Genomic DNA, 18,982 nt, shown 5'->3' on the forward strand with positions numbered 1-18,982 from the left:
GTTGACTTTTGGCACGCTGTTGAGTTCTCAAGGAACGGAAGCTTCCTTCGAGACCGTTTCACCGGCCCCTCCGGGCTTTCCCTTCGTTGTCTCCAGCTTAGCAGATCCGATTTCCTTCTCTGCCACCCTCTGGAGGGGGTTTCGCTTTCGGCGTTTCCGCCTCGGCGACATTCACTACGTTAGCGGATTCCTTCGCGTCATGCGAATTCGTCCCCCACTCGCCGTACGATTCCACGCCAATAGAATTCGAGAGCACGCAAGTGCACCCGAATCTCGGGGTTGTTGTCGTCGTGGTGAGTGACCGCCGATCGGAGGATCCGGACGAACCGGGCGCACCGTCTCAAGCGGCTCGGGCTACGTTACGCACGTGCGGCGGCGGAGTCAAGCTCCGCCGCCGCTCAAACGTGGATAACCAGCCGACGTCAGTCGCCGGCGATCTCGACGGCCGCCAGGCTCTTCTTGCCGCGCCGCAGCACGAGCCAGCGGCCGTGCAGCAGGTCGGCGGCCTCGGGGGTCGCGTCCTCGTCGCCGATCTTGACGTTGTTCACGTACGCGCCGCCCTCCTTAATGGTGCGGCGGGCCGCGGACTTGCTGGCCACGAGGCCGACCTCGGCGAAGAGGTCGGCGACGGAGGCGAGCTCGGCGACCTTGGCGTGCGGCAGTTCGCCGAGCGCCGCGGCGAGGGTCCGCTCGTCGAGTCCGGTGAGTTCGCCCTGGCCGAAAAGTGCCTTGGACGCGGCGATGACCGCGGCGCACTGCCCGGCGCCGTGGACGAGCGTGGTGAGCTCCTCGGCGAGGGCACGCTGGGCCGCGCGGGCCTGCGGGCGCTCCTCGGTGAGCCGCTCCAGTTCCTCGATCTCCTCCTGCGTCCTGAAGCTGAAGATGCGCAGGAACGTGGAGACGTCGCGGTCGTCGGCGTTCAGCCAGAACTGGTAGAAGGCGTACGGCGTGGTCATCTCGGGGTCGAGCCAGACCGTGCCGGACTCCGTCTTGCCGAACTTCGTGCCGTCGGCCTTGGTGATGAGCGGGGTGGCGAGGGCGTGCACGGAGGTGCCCTCGACGCGCCCGATCAGGTCGATGCCGGCCGTCAGGTTGCCCCACTGGTCGCTGCCGCCGGTCTGCATGGTGCAGCCGTACCGGCGGTGGAGCTCCAGGAAGTCCATGCCCTGCAGGATCTGGTAGCTGAACTCCGTGTAGCTGATGCCTGCCTCGGAGTTGAGCCGGCGGGCGACGGCCTCCTTGGCGATCATCTTGTTGACCCGGAAGTACTTGCCCACGTCGCGCAGGAACTCGATGGCCGACAGGCCCGAGGTCCAGTCGAGGTTGTTGACCATCACGGCGGCGTTCGGGCCCTCGAAGGAGAGGAAGGGCTCGATCTGGGCGCGGATCCGCTCGACCCAGCCGGCGACGACGTCGGCGTCGTTCAGCGTCCGCTCGGCCGTCGGCTTGGGGTCGCCGATCAGGCCGGTGGCGCCGCCGACGAGGGCGAGCGGCCGGTTGCCCGCCAACTGGAGCCGGCGGATGGTGAGGATCTGCACCAGGTTGCCGAGGTGGAGGCTCGGGGCGGTGGGGTCGAAGCCGCAATAGACCGTGACCGGGCCGTCCGCGAACGCCTTGCGCAGTGCGTCCTCGTCGGTGGAAACGGCGATCAGCCCTCGCCACCGCAGCTCGTCGACGATGTCCGTCACGGTTCTCGTGTCTCCTCGGTGTCGGTCGGTGCCTCGTACCTGTTCGTACGGAGTCTTTCCGAGACTACGCGTTCCGCTCGACTCCTTTTGCGCCCCCTGGGGCGCGGCGGCGGGGTGAGTGGGCGCGGTAGGGGCTGACGGTGGGGTCGCCGTCGATCCAGAAGCGCCAGGGGTGGGCGGCGCCGTCGCCGCCGACGCCGGTGCGCGGTCCGGTGCGGACGGCGGCGGGGTCGGGCGGGGTGCCGGTCAGGACGCGGAAGGGCGAGGCGGCGGGGTCGTCGGGGCAGACGTCGGCACCGTTGAGGGCGCGGTCGATGTCGAGGGCGGTGGCGAGGCGGGCGGGGCCCTGGGCTAGGTCGTGGGGGCGTCGTGAGGTGACCCGGCGCCCGCGGGCGAGTTCGGCGCCCTCGATGACGTCGCCGCCGCGGTGTGCGCTGTCCCTGGACTACGTGTCTTGGGGGTGCCGGTGAGTGCGCCAGAGACGTCTGAGGGCTTCGAGTTCGGTTCGGGGGAAGTGCTCACCCCACTTGCCTCGGTAGCCGCTCTCGCCGTCGGTCTGTGCGACCTCGTCGAAGCAGCGGATCACGGCGCGGGCGAGCTGATGGATGCTGAGCCGACTCGACCAGATCTCGGTTCCCTTGTTGTCGTGGTCGCTGCCGTCGCGCAGTTCGAGCACGCGGACCCACGTGTCCTTGCCTTCGCGGTAGAAGATCCACCGGTAGGCGGTCGGCTCGGCCTCGAACTGGGCACGGGTCTCTGTCTCACCGGCGACGAGCCGGGCCACCGCAGTCAGGAGTTCCTCGGGCGCATTGCTGATGTAGGACGCGGTGAGCTCGACTTTCGTCTGGCGATCTTCAAGGGTGCAGTCGGCCCACCCGGATCCCGCCAGCGTCCAGGTGATGCGCATGCCGGATGTCACGACTGCTCCCCGGTGAGGAAGTTCCGGACGTCGGCCGCCAGGGAAGTCATCTGCTCGCCGGCCTCGAGCCAGGTGGTCACCGAGGCGCCCCAGCCGCCAGCGGCCTGTGGCCACGGCCGCAAGGCCCAGGTCAGCCCGACGTAGCCGCCGGATCGAAAGACGGCCGACACCGTCAGGTCTCGGTCGGTGGTCTGCCAGCTCCGTTCGCCGTCCCAAGTCACTCGGCCGGCAAGGAACGCGCCAGGCGCCACGCTGGCGAGCGGTCACACATCTTCGGGCCCAACTCCGCGCCGACCCATCGGCGAACCGCGAGCGAGGCGCACAGCGGCTCAGGCTCCGGCGGACGGCTTGGCTCTCGGGCTCAGTCGGTACGCCGAGACCGTTGGATCCCCCGCGAGGTAGAAGCGGTGCTGCCAGTCGTGGGCTTTGCTCACGCCTACCCGAGGACCAACCCGGATGAGTGCGGCGGGTACCGGCTCGCCCTCGGACAGCGCGACCGTGGCGCCTGTCAGTAGGTCTGTGCCGTTGTGCTCTGCCGTGATGCCGAGCGCCTGGCAGAAGTTCCCCGGGCCTCGCGCGAGACGTGGACTCTCGACCTTGCCCCCTCGCCGCTCGCGGGCCAGGTCTTCCCCTGCGATGACCCTGCCTGCCCGGATGAGGACGGCTGTAGCGATGCCGTCTGCCCCGGTGACGACGTTGGCGCACCAGTGGAGTCCGTGAGACCGGTAGACGTACAGGTGTCCCGCACGTCCGAACATGACGGCATTTCGGGGTGTCCTGCCTCTGTAGGCGTGGGAGGCAGGGTCGGCCGAACCGGAGTACGCCTCGGTCTCCGTGATGGTGATGCTCACGGTTCCCTCGGGGGTCTCGTGGGTGAAGATGGCACCGAGCAGCTTGGGGGCGACTTCTTCAGCGGGGTGAGCAAGATCCATGACGTTCATGCTGACCGCCTTGACATGCCGTAGGTGAAGTAGACGTACGCGTGCCCTGGGGGGCCGAACATGACCGCGTTGCGGTCGGTGCGCCCGCGGTAGGCGTGGGAGCCCGGGTCGACGGGGCCGGCGTAGGCCCCGACCTCGGTCAGCCGGAGCGCCACGGGGCCATCGTCCGTCCTGCGTACGAGGGTCCGCCCCAGGAGGTCGGGGGCCACCTCCAGCACCGGCCGGTCGAAGAAGGACCTGGGGAGCGGGGTGCTTTCAGGAGGGGGGATCATGCGGTACGAGAGTAATGGAACCGTTCGGGGTGGGGCCGCGTTCGTAATGACCGAGGCAACCGCCAGTCAAGGGAGAGGGACATCGTGGGCTTCAAGAAGCTGCTTGCGAGCTTGGGCGCCGGTGGCGCGTCGGTCGAGACGGTGCTCAACGAGCCGAACGTCGTCCCGGGCGGGGTCGTCCAGGGCGAGGTGCGGATCCAGGGCGGCTCGGTGCCGCAGCGGATCGAGGGACTGTCGGTGGGCCTGCAGGCCCGCGTCGAGGTCGAGGGCCAGGACGCGGAGTACAAGCAGGACGTCGAGTTCCACCGGCAGCAGCTGGGCGGGGCGTTCGAGGTGCAGCCGGGTGCGGTGCACGTGGTGCCGTTCGGGCTGGAGATCCCGTGGGAGACCCCGATCACGACCTTCCTGGGGCGTCACCTGACCGGGATGAACGTCGGGGTGACGACGGAGCTGGCGATCGCCCGTGCGGTGGACTCCGGTGACCTCGACCCGATCAACGTGCACCCGGTGCCGGCGCAGCAGGCGATCCTCGACGCGTTCGGCCAGCTGGGCTTCGGCTTCAAGAACGCGGACCTGGAGCGCGGCCACATCCGCGGCACGCGGCAGCGGCTGCCGTTCTACCAGGAGATCGAGTTCTTCGCGCCGCAGCAGTACCGCGGGCTGAACCAGGTGGAGCTGAGCTTCGTCGCCGACGGCCACGAGATGGACGTCATCCTGGAGATGGACAAGAAGCCGGGCCTGTTCAGCGAGGGCAGCGACGCCTTCCGCTCCTTCACCGTGGACCTGAACAACTTCCACGCGACCGACTGGGCGGGTTACCTCAACCAGTGGCTGGCCGAGGTCGGCGGGAAGCGCAACTGGTTCTAGGATCGGCGGGCGGAAGCGCGTTTCGCGATCAGCAGGAGGTACCGAGGTGACCGAGCAGAAGCGGCGGCCGCTCCCCCACGATTTCCATCCCCAGGTGCCGTCGTTCACGGTGGTGAGCGACGACATCGAGCCGGGCGGCACGCTGAAGGACTCCCAGGTCTACGCCAAGGGCAACGTCTCGCCACACCTGCGGTGGGAGGGGTTCCCCGAGGGGACCGGGAGCTTCGCCGTCACGTGCTACGACCCCGACGCGCCCACGGGCAGCGGTTTCTGGCACTGGGTGCTCTTCGACATCCCGGTGTCGGTGACGGAGCTGCCCGCGGGTGCCGGCAGTGACGGCTTCAAGGGGCTGCCCGAGGGTGCGGTGCACGTGCGCAACGACTACGGGAGCAAGGACTTCGGCGGCGCCGCGCCGCCGCCCGGGGACGGACCGCACCGTTACGTGTTCACCGTATACGCGGTGGACCAGGAGAAGCTGGGGCCGGACGGGGACGTGTCTCCCGCCGTCGTCGGCTTCAACCTGCGGTTCCACGCGATCGCGCGCGCCAACCTGATCGGCGAGTACGAGAACCCGCAGTAGTCGTGGCGCCCCCGGCCGAGGGCCGGGGGTCCCAAATTCCCTTGCGCCCCGGCGCTCCCGCATCGCACTGTGGTGTCTGCCTGGTGACCTGACCGTCACCGGGGGTCGGCACCGCAGTGGCGGGGGCGGCGGGGCGTTGCGCTGTGCGGCTCTCGCCGCGCGACCTGCCTGCCGTCCGCCGGAGCCCGGTCATGCGCCCGGGCGTCCACGCCGATCGCCGCGCTCCGGGCGCCCCGGACCCCACGGGGGCGGGCGCCCGGAGTGGCCGGCGGCCGGGGCCGCCGTTTCGTTCCCCGTTTCCTCCTGTTCGCTTTCACGTGCGGAAATTGCGTTGTCCGCGCGGGTATAGCCCGGTCACAGTGGAGCCACCTCGCCGCGGGGCGGGGATGGACCCGAGGGGTGGGCGACGTGCGTGAGACGCTGGTGCTGAACGCGAGCTTCGAGCCGCTGTCGACCGTGTCGCTGCGGCGTGCGGTGGTGCTGGTCATGCAGGACAAGGCCGTGGTCGAGCAGGCTCATCCCGGGCTGCGGATCCGCGCGGCGGCGGTGGAGGTACCCGTACCGCAGGTGATCAGGCTCTGCAGGTACGTGAGGGTGCCCTTCCGACAACGGGCGGCGTGGTCGCGGCGGGGTGTGCTGGTCAGGGACCGGCACCGGTGCGCGTACTGCGGCCGGAGGGCGACGACCGTGGACCACGTGCAGCCGCGGTCGCGCGGTGGTGGGGACACCTGGCTGAACACCGTGGCGTCGTGCGCGGAGGACAACCACCGCAAGGCGGACCGTACGCCGGAGCAGGCGGGGATGCGGCTGCTGACCCAGCCGTTCGAGCCGACCCCGGCGGACGCGCTGCTGCTGGCCCTGGGTCTGAAGGACCGTGAGGACGCCCCCGGCTGGCTCGCGCTGCCGGCCTGAGTCCTGAGCCCCGAGGCGGTCGCCCGGCTACTTCAGCAGGAGCTGGGCGATCGCCACGAGGCCCACGACGACGATGACGCCGCGCAGGGCGACGGGCGGCAGGCGGCGGCCGATGCGGGCGCCGAGGACGCCGCCGAGCGCCGCCCCGACGGCGATGAGCGCGACGGCGGTCCAGTCGAAGTCGGCGACGAAGAGGAAGAACGCCGCGGCGACGCCGTTGACGATCAGCGCGAGGACGTTCTTCACGGCGTTGATCCGCTGCCAGGACTCCTCGAGGAGGACGCCCATCAGGGAGAGGTAGATGACTCCCTGGGCGGCGCCGAAGTAGCCGCCGTACATGCTGGCGAGGAGGAGGCCGCCGAGGAGGAGCGGGCCGCCGTGCTCGGGGGCGTGCGTGCCGTTGCCGGCCCGGCGGGCCTGGAGCACGCGGGAGAGCCGGGGCTGGACGACGACGAGGACGAGGGCCACCGCGATCAGGATCGGCACGATGGTGTCGAAGGCCTGGGAGGGCAGCGCCAGCAGCAGGACGGCCCCGGTGAGTCCGCCGACGAGGGCGGCGGCGCCGAGCCGCAGCAGGCGGTCGCGCTGTCCGGCGAGTTCGCGCCGGTAGCCGATGGCACCGCTGAGGGAACCGGGGACGAGGCCGAGGGTGTTGGACACGTTGGCGGTGACGGGCGGCAGGCCGACGGCGAGCAGGACGGGGAAGGTGATGAGCGTGCCGGAGCCGACGACGGTGTTGATGGTGCCGGCCCCGATTCCGGCCGCGAACACGGCCAGGGCTTCCCAGTAGGTCATAGGCGTCTCCATGGTCGGTGCGGCTCCCCTCCCCCCGACGGGACCGGGGGGAGCCGGAGCGCACGGATCATGTCATACGCGTTCGCGGCGGCGGCCGCACTGCTCAGTCCTTGTCGAGCCGGGGGGTCTCGCGACGGGTGCCGCCCTCGCCGTTGCCCGGGCCGCTGCCGGGGGCGCCGGGGAGGTTGACGATGCCGCCGAGGCCCTTGAGGGCGTCGTTGAGTTCGCTGGGGATGATCCAGAGCTTGTTGGACTCGCCCTCGGCGATCTTGGGGAGCATCTGCAGGTACTGGTAGGCGAGGAGCTTCTGGTCGGGGTCGCCCTCGTGGATGGACTCGAAGACCGTGCGGATGGCCTGGGCCTCGCCCTCGGCCTTGAGGGCGGCGGCCTTGGCCTCGCCCTCGGCGCGCAGGATCGCGGACTGCTTCTCGCCCTCGGCGGTGAGGATCTGGGACTGCCGGATGCCCTCGGCGGTGAGGATGGCGGCGCGCTTGTCGCGGTCGGCGCGCATCTGCTTCTCCATCGAGTCCTGGATGGAGGTGGGCGGCTCGATGGCCTTGAGTTCGACGCGGTTGACGCGGATGCCCCACTTGCCGGTGGCCTCGTCGAGGACGCCGCGCAGTGCAGCGTTGATCTCCTCGCGGGAGGTCAGGGTCCGCTCCAGGTCCATGCCGCCGATGATGTTGCGGAGCGTGGTGACGGTGAGCTGCTCGATCGCCTGGATGTAGCTGGCGACCTCGTAGGTGGCCGCCCGCGCGTCGGTGACCTGGTAGTAGATGACCGTGTCGATGTTGACGACCAGGTTGTCCTGGGTGATCACCGGCTGCGGCGGGAACGGCACGACCTGCTCGCGCAGGTCGATGCGGTTGCGGATGGTGTCGATGAACGGCACCACGATGTTGAGGCCCGCGCTCAGGGTCCTGGTGTAGCGACCGAAGCGTTCGACGATCGCCGCGCTGGCCTGCGGGATGACCTGGACCGTCTTGATGAGCGCGATGAAGACGAGCACCACCAGGATGATCAGGACGATGATGATCGGCTGCACGTCCACTCCCACGCCGATTGCCTGTGGCTACCTGTACGAAGACATGATCAAGTCTGGCAGACCCCGCGGGGAGGCGGGCCGGGTTCGGCGAATTCCCGTGCCGTCTCGGGGTGCGGGGGCGGGCAGGATCACATCACGACGGCCATCGCGCCCTCGATCTCGACGACGTCCACGCTCTCACCGGGCTCGAAGGCCCGTCCCGTCTCGAGGGAACGGGCCGACCAGACCTCCCCGTTGAGCTTGATCCGGCCGCCGTGCCCGTCGACCCGTTCCAGGACGACGGCCTGGCGGCCCTTGAGCGCGTCGATGCCGCTGCGCAGCTCCGGGCGTTGCGAGCGGCTCCGGTTGGCCAGCGGGCGTACGACGGCGATGCCCGCGACCGAGACGATGACGAAGATCAGTACCTGCGGAGTGATGCCCAGGCCGAGGCCTGCCGCGATCGCGGCGGCGACGGCTCCGACCGCGAACATCCCGAACTCGGGCATCGCGGTCACCACGAGCGGAATACCCAGCCCCACGGCGGCGATCAGCCACCACAACCAGTCGTCCACAGGCCCATCGTAGGGGTCCGCAGTGGATCTGTGACAGGGTGCGACGGCTCTCCCAAAGGCTTTCGGCGCGGGGCTTCGTGCGCGGGGGGCCTCAGGGGGTCACTTCAGGGGCAGCCCGTTGGCCGTCCAGCGGTCGCCGCGGCGCTCGACGACGAGCGGGAGGCCGAAGCACAGAGAGAGGTTGCGGGAGCTGAGTTCGGTCTCCATGGGACCGGCGGCGACGACCTTGCCCTGACGGATCATCAGGACGTGGGTGAAGCCCGGGGCGATCTCCTCGACGTGGTGGGTGACCATGACCATGGAGGGCGCGATCGGGTCGCGGGCGAGCCGGCCGAGACGGCGGACGAGGTCCTCGCGGCCGCCGAGGTCGAGGCCGGCGGCGGGCTCGTCGAGCAGCAGGAGCTCGGGGTCGGTCATCATGGCGCGCGCGATGAGGGTGCGCTTGCGCTCGCCCTCGGAGAGGGTGCCGAACTTGCGGTCGAGGTAGTCGCTCATGCCGAGCCGGTCCAGGAAGGCGCGGGCGCGGTCCTCGTCGACCTGCTCGTAGCTCTCCTGCCAGTGCGCGGTCATGCCGTACGCGGCGGTGAGCACGGTCTCCAGGACGGTCTGCCTGCGCGGCAGCTTCTCGGCCAGGGCGACGCCCGCGATGCCGATGCGGGGGCGCAGTTCGAAGACGTCGACGCCGCCCATCTTCTCGCCGAGGATCTGGACGGTGCCGGAGGTCGGGAAGAGGTAGCTGGAGGCGATGTTCAGCAGGGTCGTCTTGCCGGCGCCGTTGGGACCGAGGATGACCCAGCGCTCGCCCTCGGCGACCGACCAGGAGACCTGGTCCACCAGAGCCCGGCCGTCTCGGACCACGGATACGTCCACCAGCTCCAGAACATCGCTCATGAGCGTGTTGTCTCCCACTTCCCGATCGCATGTCTGCCGTTGCGAGCACCTGTAGGCGCCGCCCCCAGGAAATCTACGCCACGCCCGGGCCGCCCCAGTCCTTAGGCTGGGGGGATGCTCGACGAACCTCGCTCAGGACGGCTGGCGGCTTGGGGAAATGCCCTGATTGCCGGACTTGCCGCGCCGGATGACGCCGCTCAGGAAGTGATCGCCGACGATTCGGTCCACCGGATCTCGGGCCTCCCCGGGGAGGCCGGCCCGGTGGGGCTGACGCTGGGGCTGGGGCGGCTGCGCGCGCTCGGCGTGTCCGGGCTGCGGATAGCGCTCCCGGTGCCCGGGCACCCGCTCGGGCTCAGCGGGCCGCCGGAGTTCAACGCGCGGGCGCTGGCGGTGGGCGAAGCGGTCATCACCGTCGGCGGACCGGCCATCGGCCTGGTGCCGGAGGTCACGGAGGCGGGCCCGCAGGGCGACGTGCACGTGTCGGTCGAGTGGCAGTGCCTGCAGGTGCGGGACGCTCCGCCGGCGGACGTGCCCTCGCTGGGCGAGGCGGAACGGGAGCTCGCGGAGGCGCTGCGGGACGCCACGGAGACGCTGGCGCGGCTGGACGTGGCCGGCGCGGGCCCGGCGGCACAGGCGGCTCTGGAGGCGTACCGGGCGCGGGCGGCGCGCGGCCGCGAGGTGCTCGCGCCGGGGTATCCGCCGCGGGCGGTACGGGTGCTGGAACTGGCCCAGCGGGTGGGCACGCTGGTCGGGATCGCGACCGGGGCCCGGTCCGGGCACGGGGCGGCCGTCAGCGCCTCGGAGATCGCCGCCCGCGCGGAGCTGCTGCGGCCGGTGGAGCGTACGGCGCGGCGGGCGCAGGTGGCGGCGTACAACGCGTACGTCGAGGAGGCCGAGCGGCGCCGGGGCTGAGGCCGGCCGGGAACGGTGGAAGGCCCCGCGGACGACGCTGTCCGCGGGGCCTTCAGGGCACGTCAGTGGTTGAAGCAGACGTTGCCGATCGCGGGGTTCAGGATGCCGACCGCGTCGATGGTGTTGCCGCAGAGGTTGATCGGGATGTTCACCGGAACCTGGATCACGTTGCCGGAGAGCACACCGGGCGAGCCGGCGGCCACGGCACCCGCGTGGGATTCGGCGAGCGCGGTACCGGCCGAACCGGCGGCGGCCGCACCGGCGGCGGCGATGATCAGGGCGGCCTTCTTGGCGCTGTTCATGAAACTGTTCCTCCTGTGATGGCACGGCCCGGTTCGAGGAGCCGCACTGTGAGGAACGCGGAGCCCGGGGCGTTGACACGGGGAGGGCACCGGAAACCTCCGTACGGCGGAATCTGCGTGTCGCACCGGCGTGTGCGCGCGGCGTACGCGCGGACGCCGTGAGCCGCACCAACGGACCGGCCCCGGGGCGGCGGAGCGCTCCGGGGCCGGTGGTCACGGCCGTGCCGTGGGGTTGACGTCCTGGGTCAGCGGTTGACGCAGACGTTCCCGATGGCCGGGTTGAGCAGACCGATGACGCTGATGGTGTTGCCGCAGACGTTCACCGGAACGTGCACCGGCACCTGGATCACGTTGCCGGAGACCACGCCGGGGCTGTTCTTCGCGCCACCGTGGGCCTGGGCGCCACCGCTGTGGGCGGAGGCGGCACCCGCGCCGACCATGGCGAGGCTCCCGGCGACCATGGCAACGGCGGCGGCCTTGTGCAGGTTCTTCACGTTCTTGACCCTCCTTGCATGGGTGCCGCGGCAGGCGCCGCAGCACGCCATGGAGAACGGCCCACGCCCGGCCAGGTTGCGCCATCCGGGGGACATACACCCGACGGTATGAATCTCACTCCGGATGGCGACGATCCGCTTGTCCTACCGCTACGTGCCCCGGCTTCCGTGGCGTCGGACGCCCCTCGGGTGCGCCGGATCAGCCGCCGATCCCGTGCCGCACCGCCCACAGGGCGGCCTGGGTGCGGTCGGAGAGGTCCAGCTTCATCAGGATGTTCGACACGTGGGTCTTGACGGTCTTCTCCGACAGCACCAGGGCGCGGGCGATCTCCCGGTTGGAGCGGCCCTCCGCGATCAACGACAGCACCTCGCGCTCCCGGTCGGTGAGGGTGCCCCCGCGGCCCTGACCGGGACCGGTGTCCTCCTGGGAGAGCAGGGCGTCGGCGACCTCCGACTGCAGCAGCACGTGGCCGGCGTGGACCGAGCGGATGGCGCCGGCCAGCGCGTCCGGGTCCACGTCCTTGTAGACGTAGCCGGCCGCGCCCGCGCGCAGCGCCGGGACGACGGTGCGCTGCTCGGTGAAGCTGGTGACGACCAGGACGCGGGCCTTGCTGCCGCTGTCGCGCAGCAGGCGCAGGGCCTCGATGCCGTCCACGCCCGGCATCCGGACGTCCATCAGGATCACGTCGGGCGCGAGTTCCCCGGCGCGCTGCACGCCCTCCTCGCCGTCCCCGGCCTCGCCCACCACCTCGATGTCGGGCTGCACCTCCAGGAAGGTCCGCAGGCCGCGCCGGACCACCTGGTGGTCGTCGACCAGCAGGACGCGAATGGGGCCGTCAGCCACCGGGCACCTCCATCTCGATCACGGTGCCCCTGCCGGGCGCCGAGTCCACCGTCAGTCCGCCGCCCACCCCGTCGGCCCGGTCCCGCATGGAGACCAGGCCCAGGTGGCGGCCGGCCCGGCGCACCGCGGACGGGTCGAAGCCCCGCCCGTCGTCCCGCACCGTGAGCACCGCTCCCCTGCCCCGGCCCTCCAGTCGCACGGTCACCGAGGCCGCGTCCGCGTGGCGCAGCGCGTTGTGCAGCGCCTCCTGGGCGACCCGCAGCAGCGCTTCCTCCTGGGCGGCGGGCAGGGCGCGGACCTGGCGGTGGCTGAAGGAGATCCGCGACGAGTGCGCCCGGTCCAGGACGTCGACCTGCGTGCGCAAGGTGGCCAGCAGGCCGTCCTCGTCCAGGGCGGCGGGGCGCAGCTCCACCACGACCGCGCGCAGTTCGTCGGCGGCCTCGGCGGCGAGCGTGGCGACCTGCCGCAACTCCTCGCGGGCGCGCTCCGGGTCGCGGGACACCAGGGCGGAGGCGGCCTGTGCGGTCAGCCGCAGCGAGAACAGCTTCTGCGAGACGGCGTCGTGCAGTTCGTGGGCGATGCGGGCCCGCTCCCCGGCGAGCGTCAGCTCGCGGCTGCGCTCGTACAGGCGGGCGTTGGTGAGGGCGATCGCGGCGTGCGCGGCCAGGGTGCGCAGCAGCTCCTCGTCCTCCTCGGTGAAGCCGCGGCCGTCCTCCGGCGGGCGGGTGGCGCAGCGCTTGTTGGCGAGGAAGAGGGCGCCCAGGATCTCGTCGCCGTCGACCACCGGCATGCCGAGGAAGTCGGACATGTCGGGGTGGGCGGACGGCCAGCCGCCGAAGCGGGGGTCGCCCTTCACGTCCCGCAGGCGCTGCGGGGTGGCCTCGTGGAGCATCGCGGCGAGGATGCCGTGCTGCCGGGGCAGCGGGCCGATCGCCTTCCATTGCTCGTCGCTGACGCCGTCCACGACGAACTGGGCGAAGCCGCCGTGGTCGTCCGGCACGCCCAGCGCCGCGTACTCGGCGTCGAGCAGTTCGCGGGCGGACGAGACGATGGTCTGCAGGACCTCGCGCACTTCCAGGTGCCGGCTCATCGCGAGGACGGCCGCGCTCACCGCCTCGATGCCGCGTCGGGACGATCGGCTGGACATGACCTCACCGTACCGGCGGGTCGCGGCCGGTGGGATCGGCCTGGTGACCGAGCGCCACCGGTCCGTGGACCTAGGGCGAAGTTCCCTGCCCCGGTGCTGCGGGCGGCCGAGGTGGCCGGGACGGGGCCGTTCCTACGGTGGGGGGCAGCCGCCGGGCGACGGACCGGGCGGCCGGTGGGAGGACACGTCATGCCGGTGGCAATCATCACGGGAGCGTCGCGGGGGCTGGGACGGGCCCTCGCCGGAGCGCTCGCGGAGCGGGGCTGGGACCTGGTGATCGACGCGCGGTCCGACGAGGCGCTGAAGCGGGCGGAGGGGGAGCTGGCGGGCCGGACGCGGGTGGCCGCGCTGCCGGGCGACGTCACCGACCCGCGGCACCGGGTGGAACTGGTCTCGGCGGCCTGGGATTTCGGCGGGCTCGACCTGCTGGTGAACAACGCGAGCGCACTGGGCGCCGAGCCGCTGCGGCCGTTGTCCGAGCAGCCGCTGGAGGGGTTGCGGGCGGCGCTGGAGACCAATGTGGTGGCCGCGCTGGGCCTCGTGCAGGAGGGGCTGCCGCTGCTGCGCCGGCGGCGAGGGGCGGTGCTCAACATCAGCTCGGACGCCGCCGTCGAGGCGTACCCCACGTGGGGAGGGTACGGCGCGAGCAAGGCGGCGCTTGAGCAGCTGTCGGCGGTGCTGGCGGTGGAGGAGCCGGAGCTGCGGGTGTGGTGGCTGGACCCGGGCGACATGAGGACCGAGCTCTACGCGGCGGCGGTGCCCGACGATCCGGACGCGGACGGGCGCCCGGCCCCCGAGTCGGTGGTGCCGGCCGTGCTCGGGCTGCTCGACACGGGCGCGGCCGGTGGCCGCTACACGGCCCCGGCGCTGCTGGAGGCCGGGCGGTGACCGCGCTGGGCGCGCTGAGGGTGCCGGAGGAGCTGGCGGCGCGGGTCCCGGTGGAGCAGCGTGCCGACGGGGCGTCGGGCCGCGACGGGGTGCGGATGCTGGTGGGCGGGCGGGCCCGGGGCGAGGTCGCGCACCACGCCTTCGGTGACCTGCCGGGGCTGCTGCGGGCCGGGGACGTACTGGTGGTGAACACCTCGCGGACCCTGCCGGCGGCGGTGGACGCGGCGCTCGGGGAGTCCCCGGTGGTGGTGCACTTCTCGGGGCTGCTGGACGACGGGCGCTGGGTGGTGGAGTTGCGCACGCCCGACGGACGGGGCACGACCCGGCCGCGGACGGGCGGCCCGGCGGGGGTGGCGGTGGCGCTGCCCGAGGGTGAGCGGCTGATGCTGCAGGAGCCGCTGAGCCCCTGCGGGGAGCGGCTGTGGGTGGCGCGGGCGTCGGTGGCGGACGCGATGGCGTTCCTGCACCGGCAGGGGCGGCCGATCCGGTACGCGTACACCCGGCGGGACCAGCCGCTGGCGGCGTACCAGACGGTGTTCTCGGTCCCGTCGGCCGACGGCCTCGGCTCGGCGGAGATGCCGAGCGCGGCGCGCCCCTTCACGGCCGGGCTGGTCACGGCGCTGGTGAGCCGGGGCGTGCAGATCGCTCCGGTGGTGCTGCACACCGGGGTGTCCTCGGGCGAGGCGCACGAGCCGCCCTACCCGGAGCGCTTCTCGGTGCCGGAGAGCACCGCCTGGCTGGTGAACGCCGCCCGGGCGGGCGGCGGCCGGGTGGTGGCGGTGGGCACCACCGCGGTGCGCGCCCTGGAGACGGCGGCCGACGGGCGGGGGCGGGTCGCGGCGGCGGGCGGCTGGACGGACCTGGTGGTCACCCCGGAGCGGGGCGTACGGGCGGTGGACGGCCTCCTCACCGGGCTGCACGACCCCGCGGCGTCGCATCTGCTGATGCTGGAGGCGGTGGCCGGGCGCGAGCTGCTGGAACGGGTCTACGCCGCTGCGGTGGGGGCCGGTTACCTCTGGCACGAGTTCGGGGACGTGAACCTGTTGCTGCCCTGACGGCCCCGCCCGGTGCACCCGCAGTCGCCCCGCGGTCGCGGTGCGCGACGCGCCTGTGAGGCGGCACATAGGGCGTACGTCACGTACGAGGACGCCTAGTAGGAGGCGGGGCGGCCGGATCGGCCGGAAGTGCGGGATATGCCTACCCGGTCGGTCCGGCCGCTACGACTTCGGGTAGTAATGGACGGGTTTGGTCGGGGAATTTCCCGGGGCTAAGAATGCTCGGGTCGCTCCGCGCCGCGTTCGACACGCGGCGCCTCTCCTTGCCCGAGGGCGGAGTGGGGCGCAGCCGAATGGAAGAGGTCACTCCCCCATGCAGCTCCCGACGATCCCGAAGTTCGACCGCCTGACCAAGACCCACAAGTTCTCCGCCGCCGGCCTCGCCGCGGCCGGTGTGGGTGTCCTGGCCATCACCGGTGTGACCGGGACCAGCGGGACGGCGCAGGCCTCCGGCAAGGCACCGGAGGCGGTCGCCGGACAGGCACGGTCCGCCGCCGCCAAGCAGCACGCGTCGCACGTCGCGCACGTGGCGCACCGCAAGGCGCTCGCCAGGCAGCACGCCGCCCACGTCGCGCACCAGGCCGCGGTGCGCAAGCGCCACGCCGAGGAGCGCGCCCGCCAGGCCGCGCACGAGGCGCACCGGGCCCACGCACGCCTGCAGGAGCAGCAGGCCGCCAACCGCAGCCACGAGCGCAAGGCCCTCGTCCCGCAGCAGCGGCACGAGACCTCGCGTCCGGCACCGCGCGCGGCCGCCCCGGCGGCCCCGTCCGGCAGCCCGCAGCAGATGGCGCAGCAGATCATCGGCGACGCGGCCCAGTTCCAGTGCTTCGCCAACATCGTGATGCACGAGAGCACCTGGAACCCGTACGCGGTCAACCCCTCCTCCGGGGCGTACGGCCTGGTCCAGGCGCTGCCGGGCTCCAAGATGGCCTCCGCGGGCGCGGACTGGCGCACCAACCCGGCCACGCAGATCAAGTGGGGCCTGGACTACATGAACGGGCGTTACGGCAGCCCCTGCGGCGCCTGGTCGTTCTGGCAGGCCAACCACTGGTACTGAGCCGGCGGGCGCGGACCGTACGGACATGCGGAAGGCGGCGGTTCCCCTCCCCGGGGAGCCGCCGCCTTCCGCATCCGTACGCGGGGGCCGCTACTTGCGCATGACCTCCGGCTCGTGGCGGCGCAGCAGCCTCAGGACGAGGATGCCGCAGACGAGGGCGATGCCGAGCAGGATCGCCATGTCGAAGCCCCACTGGCTCGCCGAGTGCTCCCACAGCGGGTCCACGTTGTCGGGCTTGGCCTGGTCCCACGGCGGCATGAGCCGGCCGAGGTCGAGGGTGGCACCGGCGGCGCCGACGGCCCAGCGGGAGGGCATCAGCCAGGCGACCTGCTCCAGGCCGACGGTGCCGAAGATCTGGAACAGGACGCCGGTGAAGACGACCTGGACGATCGCGAACATCACCAGCAGGGGCATGGTCTTCTCGGCGGTCTTCACCAGCGAGGAGATGACCAGGCCGAACATCATCGAGGTGAAGCCCAGGGCGATGACCACCAGGGTGATCTCCGCGGCCGGGAAGCCCTTGACGATCAGGCCCTCCTCGGGAAGCTTGCGCACCGACAGCCCGATGGCGCAGATGATGACGCCCTGCAGGGCGCTGATCAGGCCCAGCACGAAGACCTTGGAGACCAGGTACGCGGAGCGGGACAGGCCCGTGGCGCGTTCCCGTTCGTAGATCACCCGTTCCTTGATCAGCTCGCGCACCGAGTTCGCCGCGCCCGAGAAGCAGGCGCCGACGGCGATGATCAGCATGATGGTGCCCGCGTCGGCGTTGAACTTCCCCGCCTCGTCGGGCGGGGCCAGGCCGGACTTCGCCGGGATGACCACGCTCACCAGGCCGAGGACGGCCGGGAGGATCACCATCAGCGCCATGAAGCCCCGGTCGGAGGCGATCACCGACAGGTAGCGGCGGACGAGGGTGACGAACTGCGCCGGCCAGCTCTGCGGCTTGGGCGGCTTGGCCCGCTGCGGGGCGGCGCCTACGGACTGCGGGGCGACCGCGTCCAGGTCCGCGGCGTAGATCTGGTAGTGCTGGGAGCCGCGCCAGCGACCGGACCAGTCGTAGTCGCGGTAGTTCTCGAAGGCGGAGAAGACGTCGGCCCAGGTTTCGTAGCCGAAGAAGTTCAGCGCCTCCTCGGGCGGGCCGAAGTAGGCCACCGCGCCGCCCGGCGCCATCACCAGCAGCTTGTCGCACAGGGCGAGTTCGGCCACCGAGTGGGTCACGACGAGCACGGTGCGGCCGTCGTCGGCGAGGCCGCGCAGCAGCTTCATGACGTCGCGGTCCATGCCCGGGTCGAGGCCGGAGGTGGGCTCGTCCAGGAAGATCAGCGAGGGCTTGGTGAGCAGTTCCAGGGCGACGGAGACGCGCTTGCGCTGGCCGCCGGAGAGCGAGGTGACGCGCTTGTCGGCGTGCACGTCGAGCTTCAGCTCGCGCAGCACCTCGTCGATGCGGGCCTCGCGCTCGGCGGCCTTGGTGTCGCCGGGGAAGCGGAGCTTGGCCGCGTAGCGCAGGGCCCTGCGGATCGTCAGCTCCTTGTGCAGGATGTCGTCCTGCGGGACGAGGCCGATGCGCTGCCGCAGCTCGGCGAACTGCTTGTAGAGGTTGCGGCTGTCGTACAGCACCTCGCCCTCTTCGGCCGGACGGTAGCCGGTCAGGGCGCGCAGCAGCGTCGACTTGCCGGAGCCGGACGGGCCGATGACGGCGACCAGCGACTTCTCGGGGACGCCGAAGGAGACGTCGTTGAGGATGGTCTTGGTCGTGCTGCCCTGCGGCACGCGGACGGTGAGCCGGCGGGCGGAGAAGGAGATCTCGCCGGTGTCGACGAACTCCTCGAGCTGGTCGCCGACGAGCCGGAAGGTGGAGTGGCCGACGCCCACGATGTCGTTGGGGCCCAGCAGATGACGCTGTATCGGCTGGCCGTTGACGTACGTGCCGTTGTGGCTGCCGAGGTCGACGATCTCGTAGCGGCCGTCGGGGTGCGCGCGGAACTCCGCGTGGAAGCGCGAGACCTGCAGGTCGGAGACGACCAGGTCGTTCTCCAGGGCACGGCCGATCTTCATGACACGGCCGAGCACCAGGTGGTGGAAGGTGGTCGGGCTGCGGTCGCCGTAGACGGGCGGCGCGCCGGAGGCGCCCGACGGCCCGTGCGGGGACGGGATGTGCGCCTGCGGTGCGCGCTGGTCCGGCCGCGGGGCCTGCGAGGGCTGCGGCACGTGCGCGGCGGACGACCCGTTCCCCCAGCCGCCCTGCCGCGGCGGGGCGACGGAGTGGGGCGTCCCCTGCGCGGCGGGGCCGGACTGCCGGGCCTGCTGCTGCGGCTTGGCCAGTGCGGTGTCGGCGCTGTAGATGTCACCGCCGGCCGCGGCGCCGCCGCTGAAGCTCAGGCGCGGGCCGTCGGTGGCGTTGCCGAGGTTGACGGCGGCCCCGGCGGCGACGTCGTAGGCGTGGACGCGCTGGCCCTGGACGTAGGTGCCGTTGGTGCTGCCGAGGTCCTCGATGACCCAACCGCGTTCGCCCCGGCGGATGGTGGCGTGCCGCCAGGAGACCCGCGCGTCGTCGAGGACGACGTCCGACTGCGGATCCCGGCCGAGGCTGTAGGACCTGGCCGGATCGAGCGCCCAGGTCTGTCCGTTCAGTTCGAGTACGAGTTCAGGCACCCCAAGCCCCACAAAGTTGTCCCCCGGGTTATCCCCCATGGGGGGAGTCTAGGGATTGCGAACATCGGGAGGAACCATTCCAGGCACGCCCACCCGTCGGGAAGCCGCGCGAGGGGAGTGATGTGGACCCTCTTCCGAGAAGCCGTTGACGGCGCCGAAACACCACC

Annotated in this window: 20 protein-coding genes and 2 pseudogenes; 7 read left to right on the top strand and 15 right to left on the bottom strand. The window is 71.8% G+C overall.

The features are described 5' to 3' along the window. Positions 1-422: 422 nt before the first annotated feature. From tyrS to ABZ312_RS20475, 6 genes and pseudogenes are all read right to left on the bottom strand, one after another. Positions 423-1,688, bottom strand: coding sequence for a tyrosine--tRNA ligase (gene tyrS / locus ABZ312_RS20450; RefSeq protein WP_500327409.1), 1,266 nt, complete (start codon positions 1,686-1,688; stop codon positions 423-425). A 64-nt stretch (positions 1,689-1,752) separates the two neighbouring features. Beyond that, positions 1,753-2,115: pseudogene (locus ABZ312_RS20455) on the bottom strand (DNA-3-methyladenine glycosylase); the annotation flags it as partial. A gap of 18 nt (positions 2,116-2,133) precedes the next feature. After that, the gene (locus ABZ312_RS20460) at positions 2,134-2,607 is read right to left on the bottom strand and encodes a hypothetical protein (RefSeq protein ID WP_500327407.1); all 474 of its coding nucleotides are present in this window, start codon (positions 2,605-2,607) and stop codon (positions 2,134-2,136) included. Next, positions 2,604-2,828, bottom strand: a complete 225-nt coding sequence (locus ABZ312_RS20465; protein ID WP_500327405.1) for a DUF6228 family protein — start codon at positions 2,826-2,828, stop codon at positions 2,604-2,606. The genes ABZ312_RS20460 and ABZ312_RS20465 overlap by 4 nt, the downstream gene beginning before the upstream one ends. Before the next feature lie 108 nt (positions 2,829-2,936). Next, positions 2,937-3,548, bottom strand: a complete 612-nt coding sequence (locus tag ABZ312_RS20470; RefSeq protein WP_500327403.1) for a DNA-3-methyladenine glycosylase — start codon at positions 3,546-3,548, stop codon at positions 2,937-2,939. A 14-nt stretch (positions 3,549-3,562) separates the two neighbouring features. Then, positions 3,563-3,820: pseudogene (locus ABZ312_RS20475) on the bottom strand (DNA-3-methyladenine glycosylase); the annotation flags it as partial. A gap of 84 nt (positions 3,821-3,904) precedes the next feature. Between ABZ312_RS20475 and ABZ312_RS20480 the strand changes: the two are divergent. From ABZ312_RS20480 to ABZ312_RS20490, 3 genes are all read left to right on the top strand, one after another. Further along, positions 3,905-4,687, top strand: a complete 783-nt coding sequence (locus ABZ312_RS20480; protein ID WP_499511099.1) for a sporulation protein — start codon at positions 3,905-3,907, stop codon at positions 4,685-4,687. Positions 4,688-4,733: 46 nt separating this feature from the next. Beyond that, positions 4,734-5,267 carry a YbhB/YbcL family Raf kinase inhibitor-like protein gene (locus ABZ312_RS20485; RefSeq protein ID WP_500327401.1) on the top strand — a complete coding sequence of 178 codons (534 nt, stop codon included), beginning with the start codon at positions 4,734-4,736 and terminating at the stop codon, positions 5,265-5,267. Positions 5,268-5,675: 408 nt separating this feature from the next. Then, a complete protein-coding gene (locus ABZ312_RS20490) occupies positions 5,676-6,179 on the top strand; it encodes an HNH endonuclease (RefSeq protein ID WP_499511101.1) in 504 nt (167 codons plus the stop codon). Positions 6,180-6,206: 27 nt separating this feature from the next. On the opposite strand, the gene ABZ312_RS20495 is transcribed toward ABZ312_RS20490, so the two are convergent. The 4 genes from ABZ312_RS20495 to ABZ312_RS20510 all read right to left on the bottom strand — a co-directional run bounded on the left by ABZ312_RS20495 (position 6,207) and on the right by ABZ312_RS20510 (position 9,461). Beyond that, positions 6,207-6,974 carry a sulfite exporter TauE/SafE family protein gene (locus tag ABZ312_RS20495; RefSeq protein ID WP_500327400.1) on the bottom strand — a complete coding sequence of 256 codons (768 nt, stop codon included), beginning with the start codon at positions 6,972-6,974 and terminating at the stop codon, positions 6,207-6,209. Positions 6,975-7,077: 103 nt separating this feature from the next. Then, positions 7,078-8,019 carry an SPFH domain-containing protein gene (locus tag ABZ312_RS20500; protein WP_500327398.1) on the bottom strand — a complete coding sequence of 314 codons (942 nt, stop codon included), beginning with the start codon at positions 8,017-8,019 and terminating at the stop codon, positions 7,078-7,080. Between the two features lie 128 nt (positions 8,020-8,147). After that, positions 8,148-8,558: an NfeD family protein gene (locus ABZ312_RS20505; RefSeq protein ID WP_500438459.1), complete on the bottom strand. Its 411-nt coding sequence runs from the start codon at positions 8,556-8,558 to the stop codon at positions 8,148-8,150. Positions 8,559-8,669: 111 nt separating this feature from the next. Next, positions 8,670-9,461, bottom strand: a complete 792-nt coding sequence (locus ABZ312_RS20510) for an ABC transporter ATP-binding protein (RefSeq protein WP_500327396.1) — start codon at positions 9,459-9,461, stop codon at positions 8,670-8,672. A gap of 114 nt (positions 9,462-9,575) precedes the next feature. On the opposite strand from ABZ312_RS20510, the gene ABZ312_RS20515 reads away from it, so the two are divergent. After that, positions 9,576-10,373, top strand: coding sequence for an Rv1486c family protein (locus ABZ312_RS20515; RefSeq protein WP_500438413.1), 798 nt, complete (start codon positions 9,576-9,578; stop codon positions 10,371-10,373). A 62-nt stretch (positions 10,374-10,435) separates the two neighbouring features. Here the strand turns inward: ABZ312_RS20515 and ABZ312_RS20520 are convergent, their stop codons facing one another. The 4 genes from ABZ312_RS20520 to ABZ312_RS20535 form a co-directional block, all read right to left on the bottom strand. After that, complete coding sequence (locus ABZ312_RS20520) at positions 10,436-10,675, bottom strand: chaplin (RefSeq protein ID WP_499511106.1); 240 nt, start codon at positions 10,673-10,675, stop codon at positions 10,436-10,438. Between the two features lie 245 nt (positions 10,676-10,920). Beyond that, complete coding sequence (locus ABZ312_RS20525) at positions 10,921-11,169, bottom strand: chaplin (RefSeq protein WP_018560570.1); 249 nt, start codon at positions 11,167-11,169, stop codon at positions 10,921-10,923. 199 nt (positions 11,170-11,368) lie between these two features. Continuing rightward, entirely contained in the window at positions 11,369-12,013 is a 645-nt protein-coding gene (locus ABZ312_RS20530) for a response regulator (protein ID WP_500327393.1), read from the bottom strand. Next, a complete protein-coding gene (locus ABZ312_RS20535) occupies positions 12,006-13,160 on the bottom strand; it encodes a GAF domain-containing sensor histidine kinase (RefSeq protein WP_500327392.1) in 1,155 nt (384 codons plus the stop codon). The genes ABZ312_RS20530 and ABZ312_RS20535 overlap by 8 nt, the downstream gene beginning before the upstream one ends. Positions 13,161-13,349: 189 nt before the next feature. Between ABZ312_RS20535 and ABZ312_RS20540 the strand changes: the two genes are divergently transcribed. The 3 genes from ABZ312_RS20540 (at position 13,350) to ABZ312_RS20550 (ending at position 16,160) form a co-directional block, all read left to right on the top strand. Next, positions 13,350-14,048: an SDR family oxidoreductase gene (locus ABZ312_RS20540; RefSeq protein WP_500327390.1), complete on the top strand. Its 699-nt coding sequence runs from the start codon at positions 13,350-13,352 to the stop codon at positions 14,046-14,048. Then, on the top strand, positions 14,045-15,103 hold the full coding sequence (locus ABZ312_RS20545; RefSeq protein WP_500438415.1) for an S-adenosylmethionine:tRNA ribosyltransferase-isomerase: 1,059 nt from the start codon (positions 14,045-14,047) through the stop codon (positions 15,101-15,103). The genes ABZ312_RS20540 and ABZ312_RS20545 overlap by 4 nt, the downstream gene beginning before the upstream one ends. A 313-nt stretch (positions 15,104-15,416) precedes the next feature. Further along, positions 15,417-16,160 (top strand): aggregation-promoting factor C-terminal-like domain-containing protein, encoded by a 744-nt coding sequence (locus tag ABZ312_RS20550; protein WP_500327388.1) that lies wholly within the window; start codon positions 15,417-15,419, stop codon positions 16,158-16,160. 90 nt (positions 16,161-16,250) lie between these two features. On the opposite strand, the gene ABZ312_RS20555 is transcribed toward ABZ312_RS20550, so the two are convergent. Further along, the gene (locus ABZ312_RS20555; RefSeq protein WP_500327386.1) at positions 16,251-18,815 is read right to left on the bottom strand and encodes an FHA domain-containing protein; all 2,565 of its coding nucleotides are present in this window, start codon (positions 18,813-18,815) and stop codon (positions 16,251-16,253) included. Positions 18,816-18,982 lie beyond the last annotated feature (167 nt).

It is taken from the genome of Streptomyces sp. NPDC006207 (genome assembly GCF_040613835.1).
In the GTDB taxonomy this organism is placed as follows: Bacteria; Actinomycetota; Actinomycetes; order Streptomycetales; family Streptomycetaceae; genus Actinacidiphila.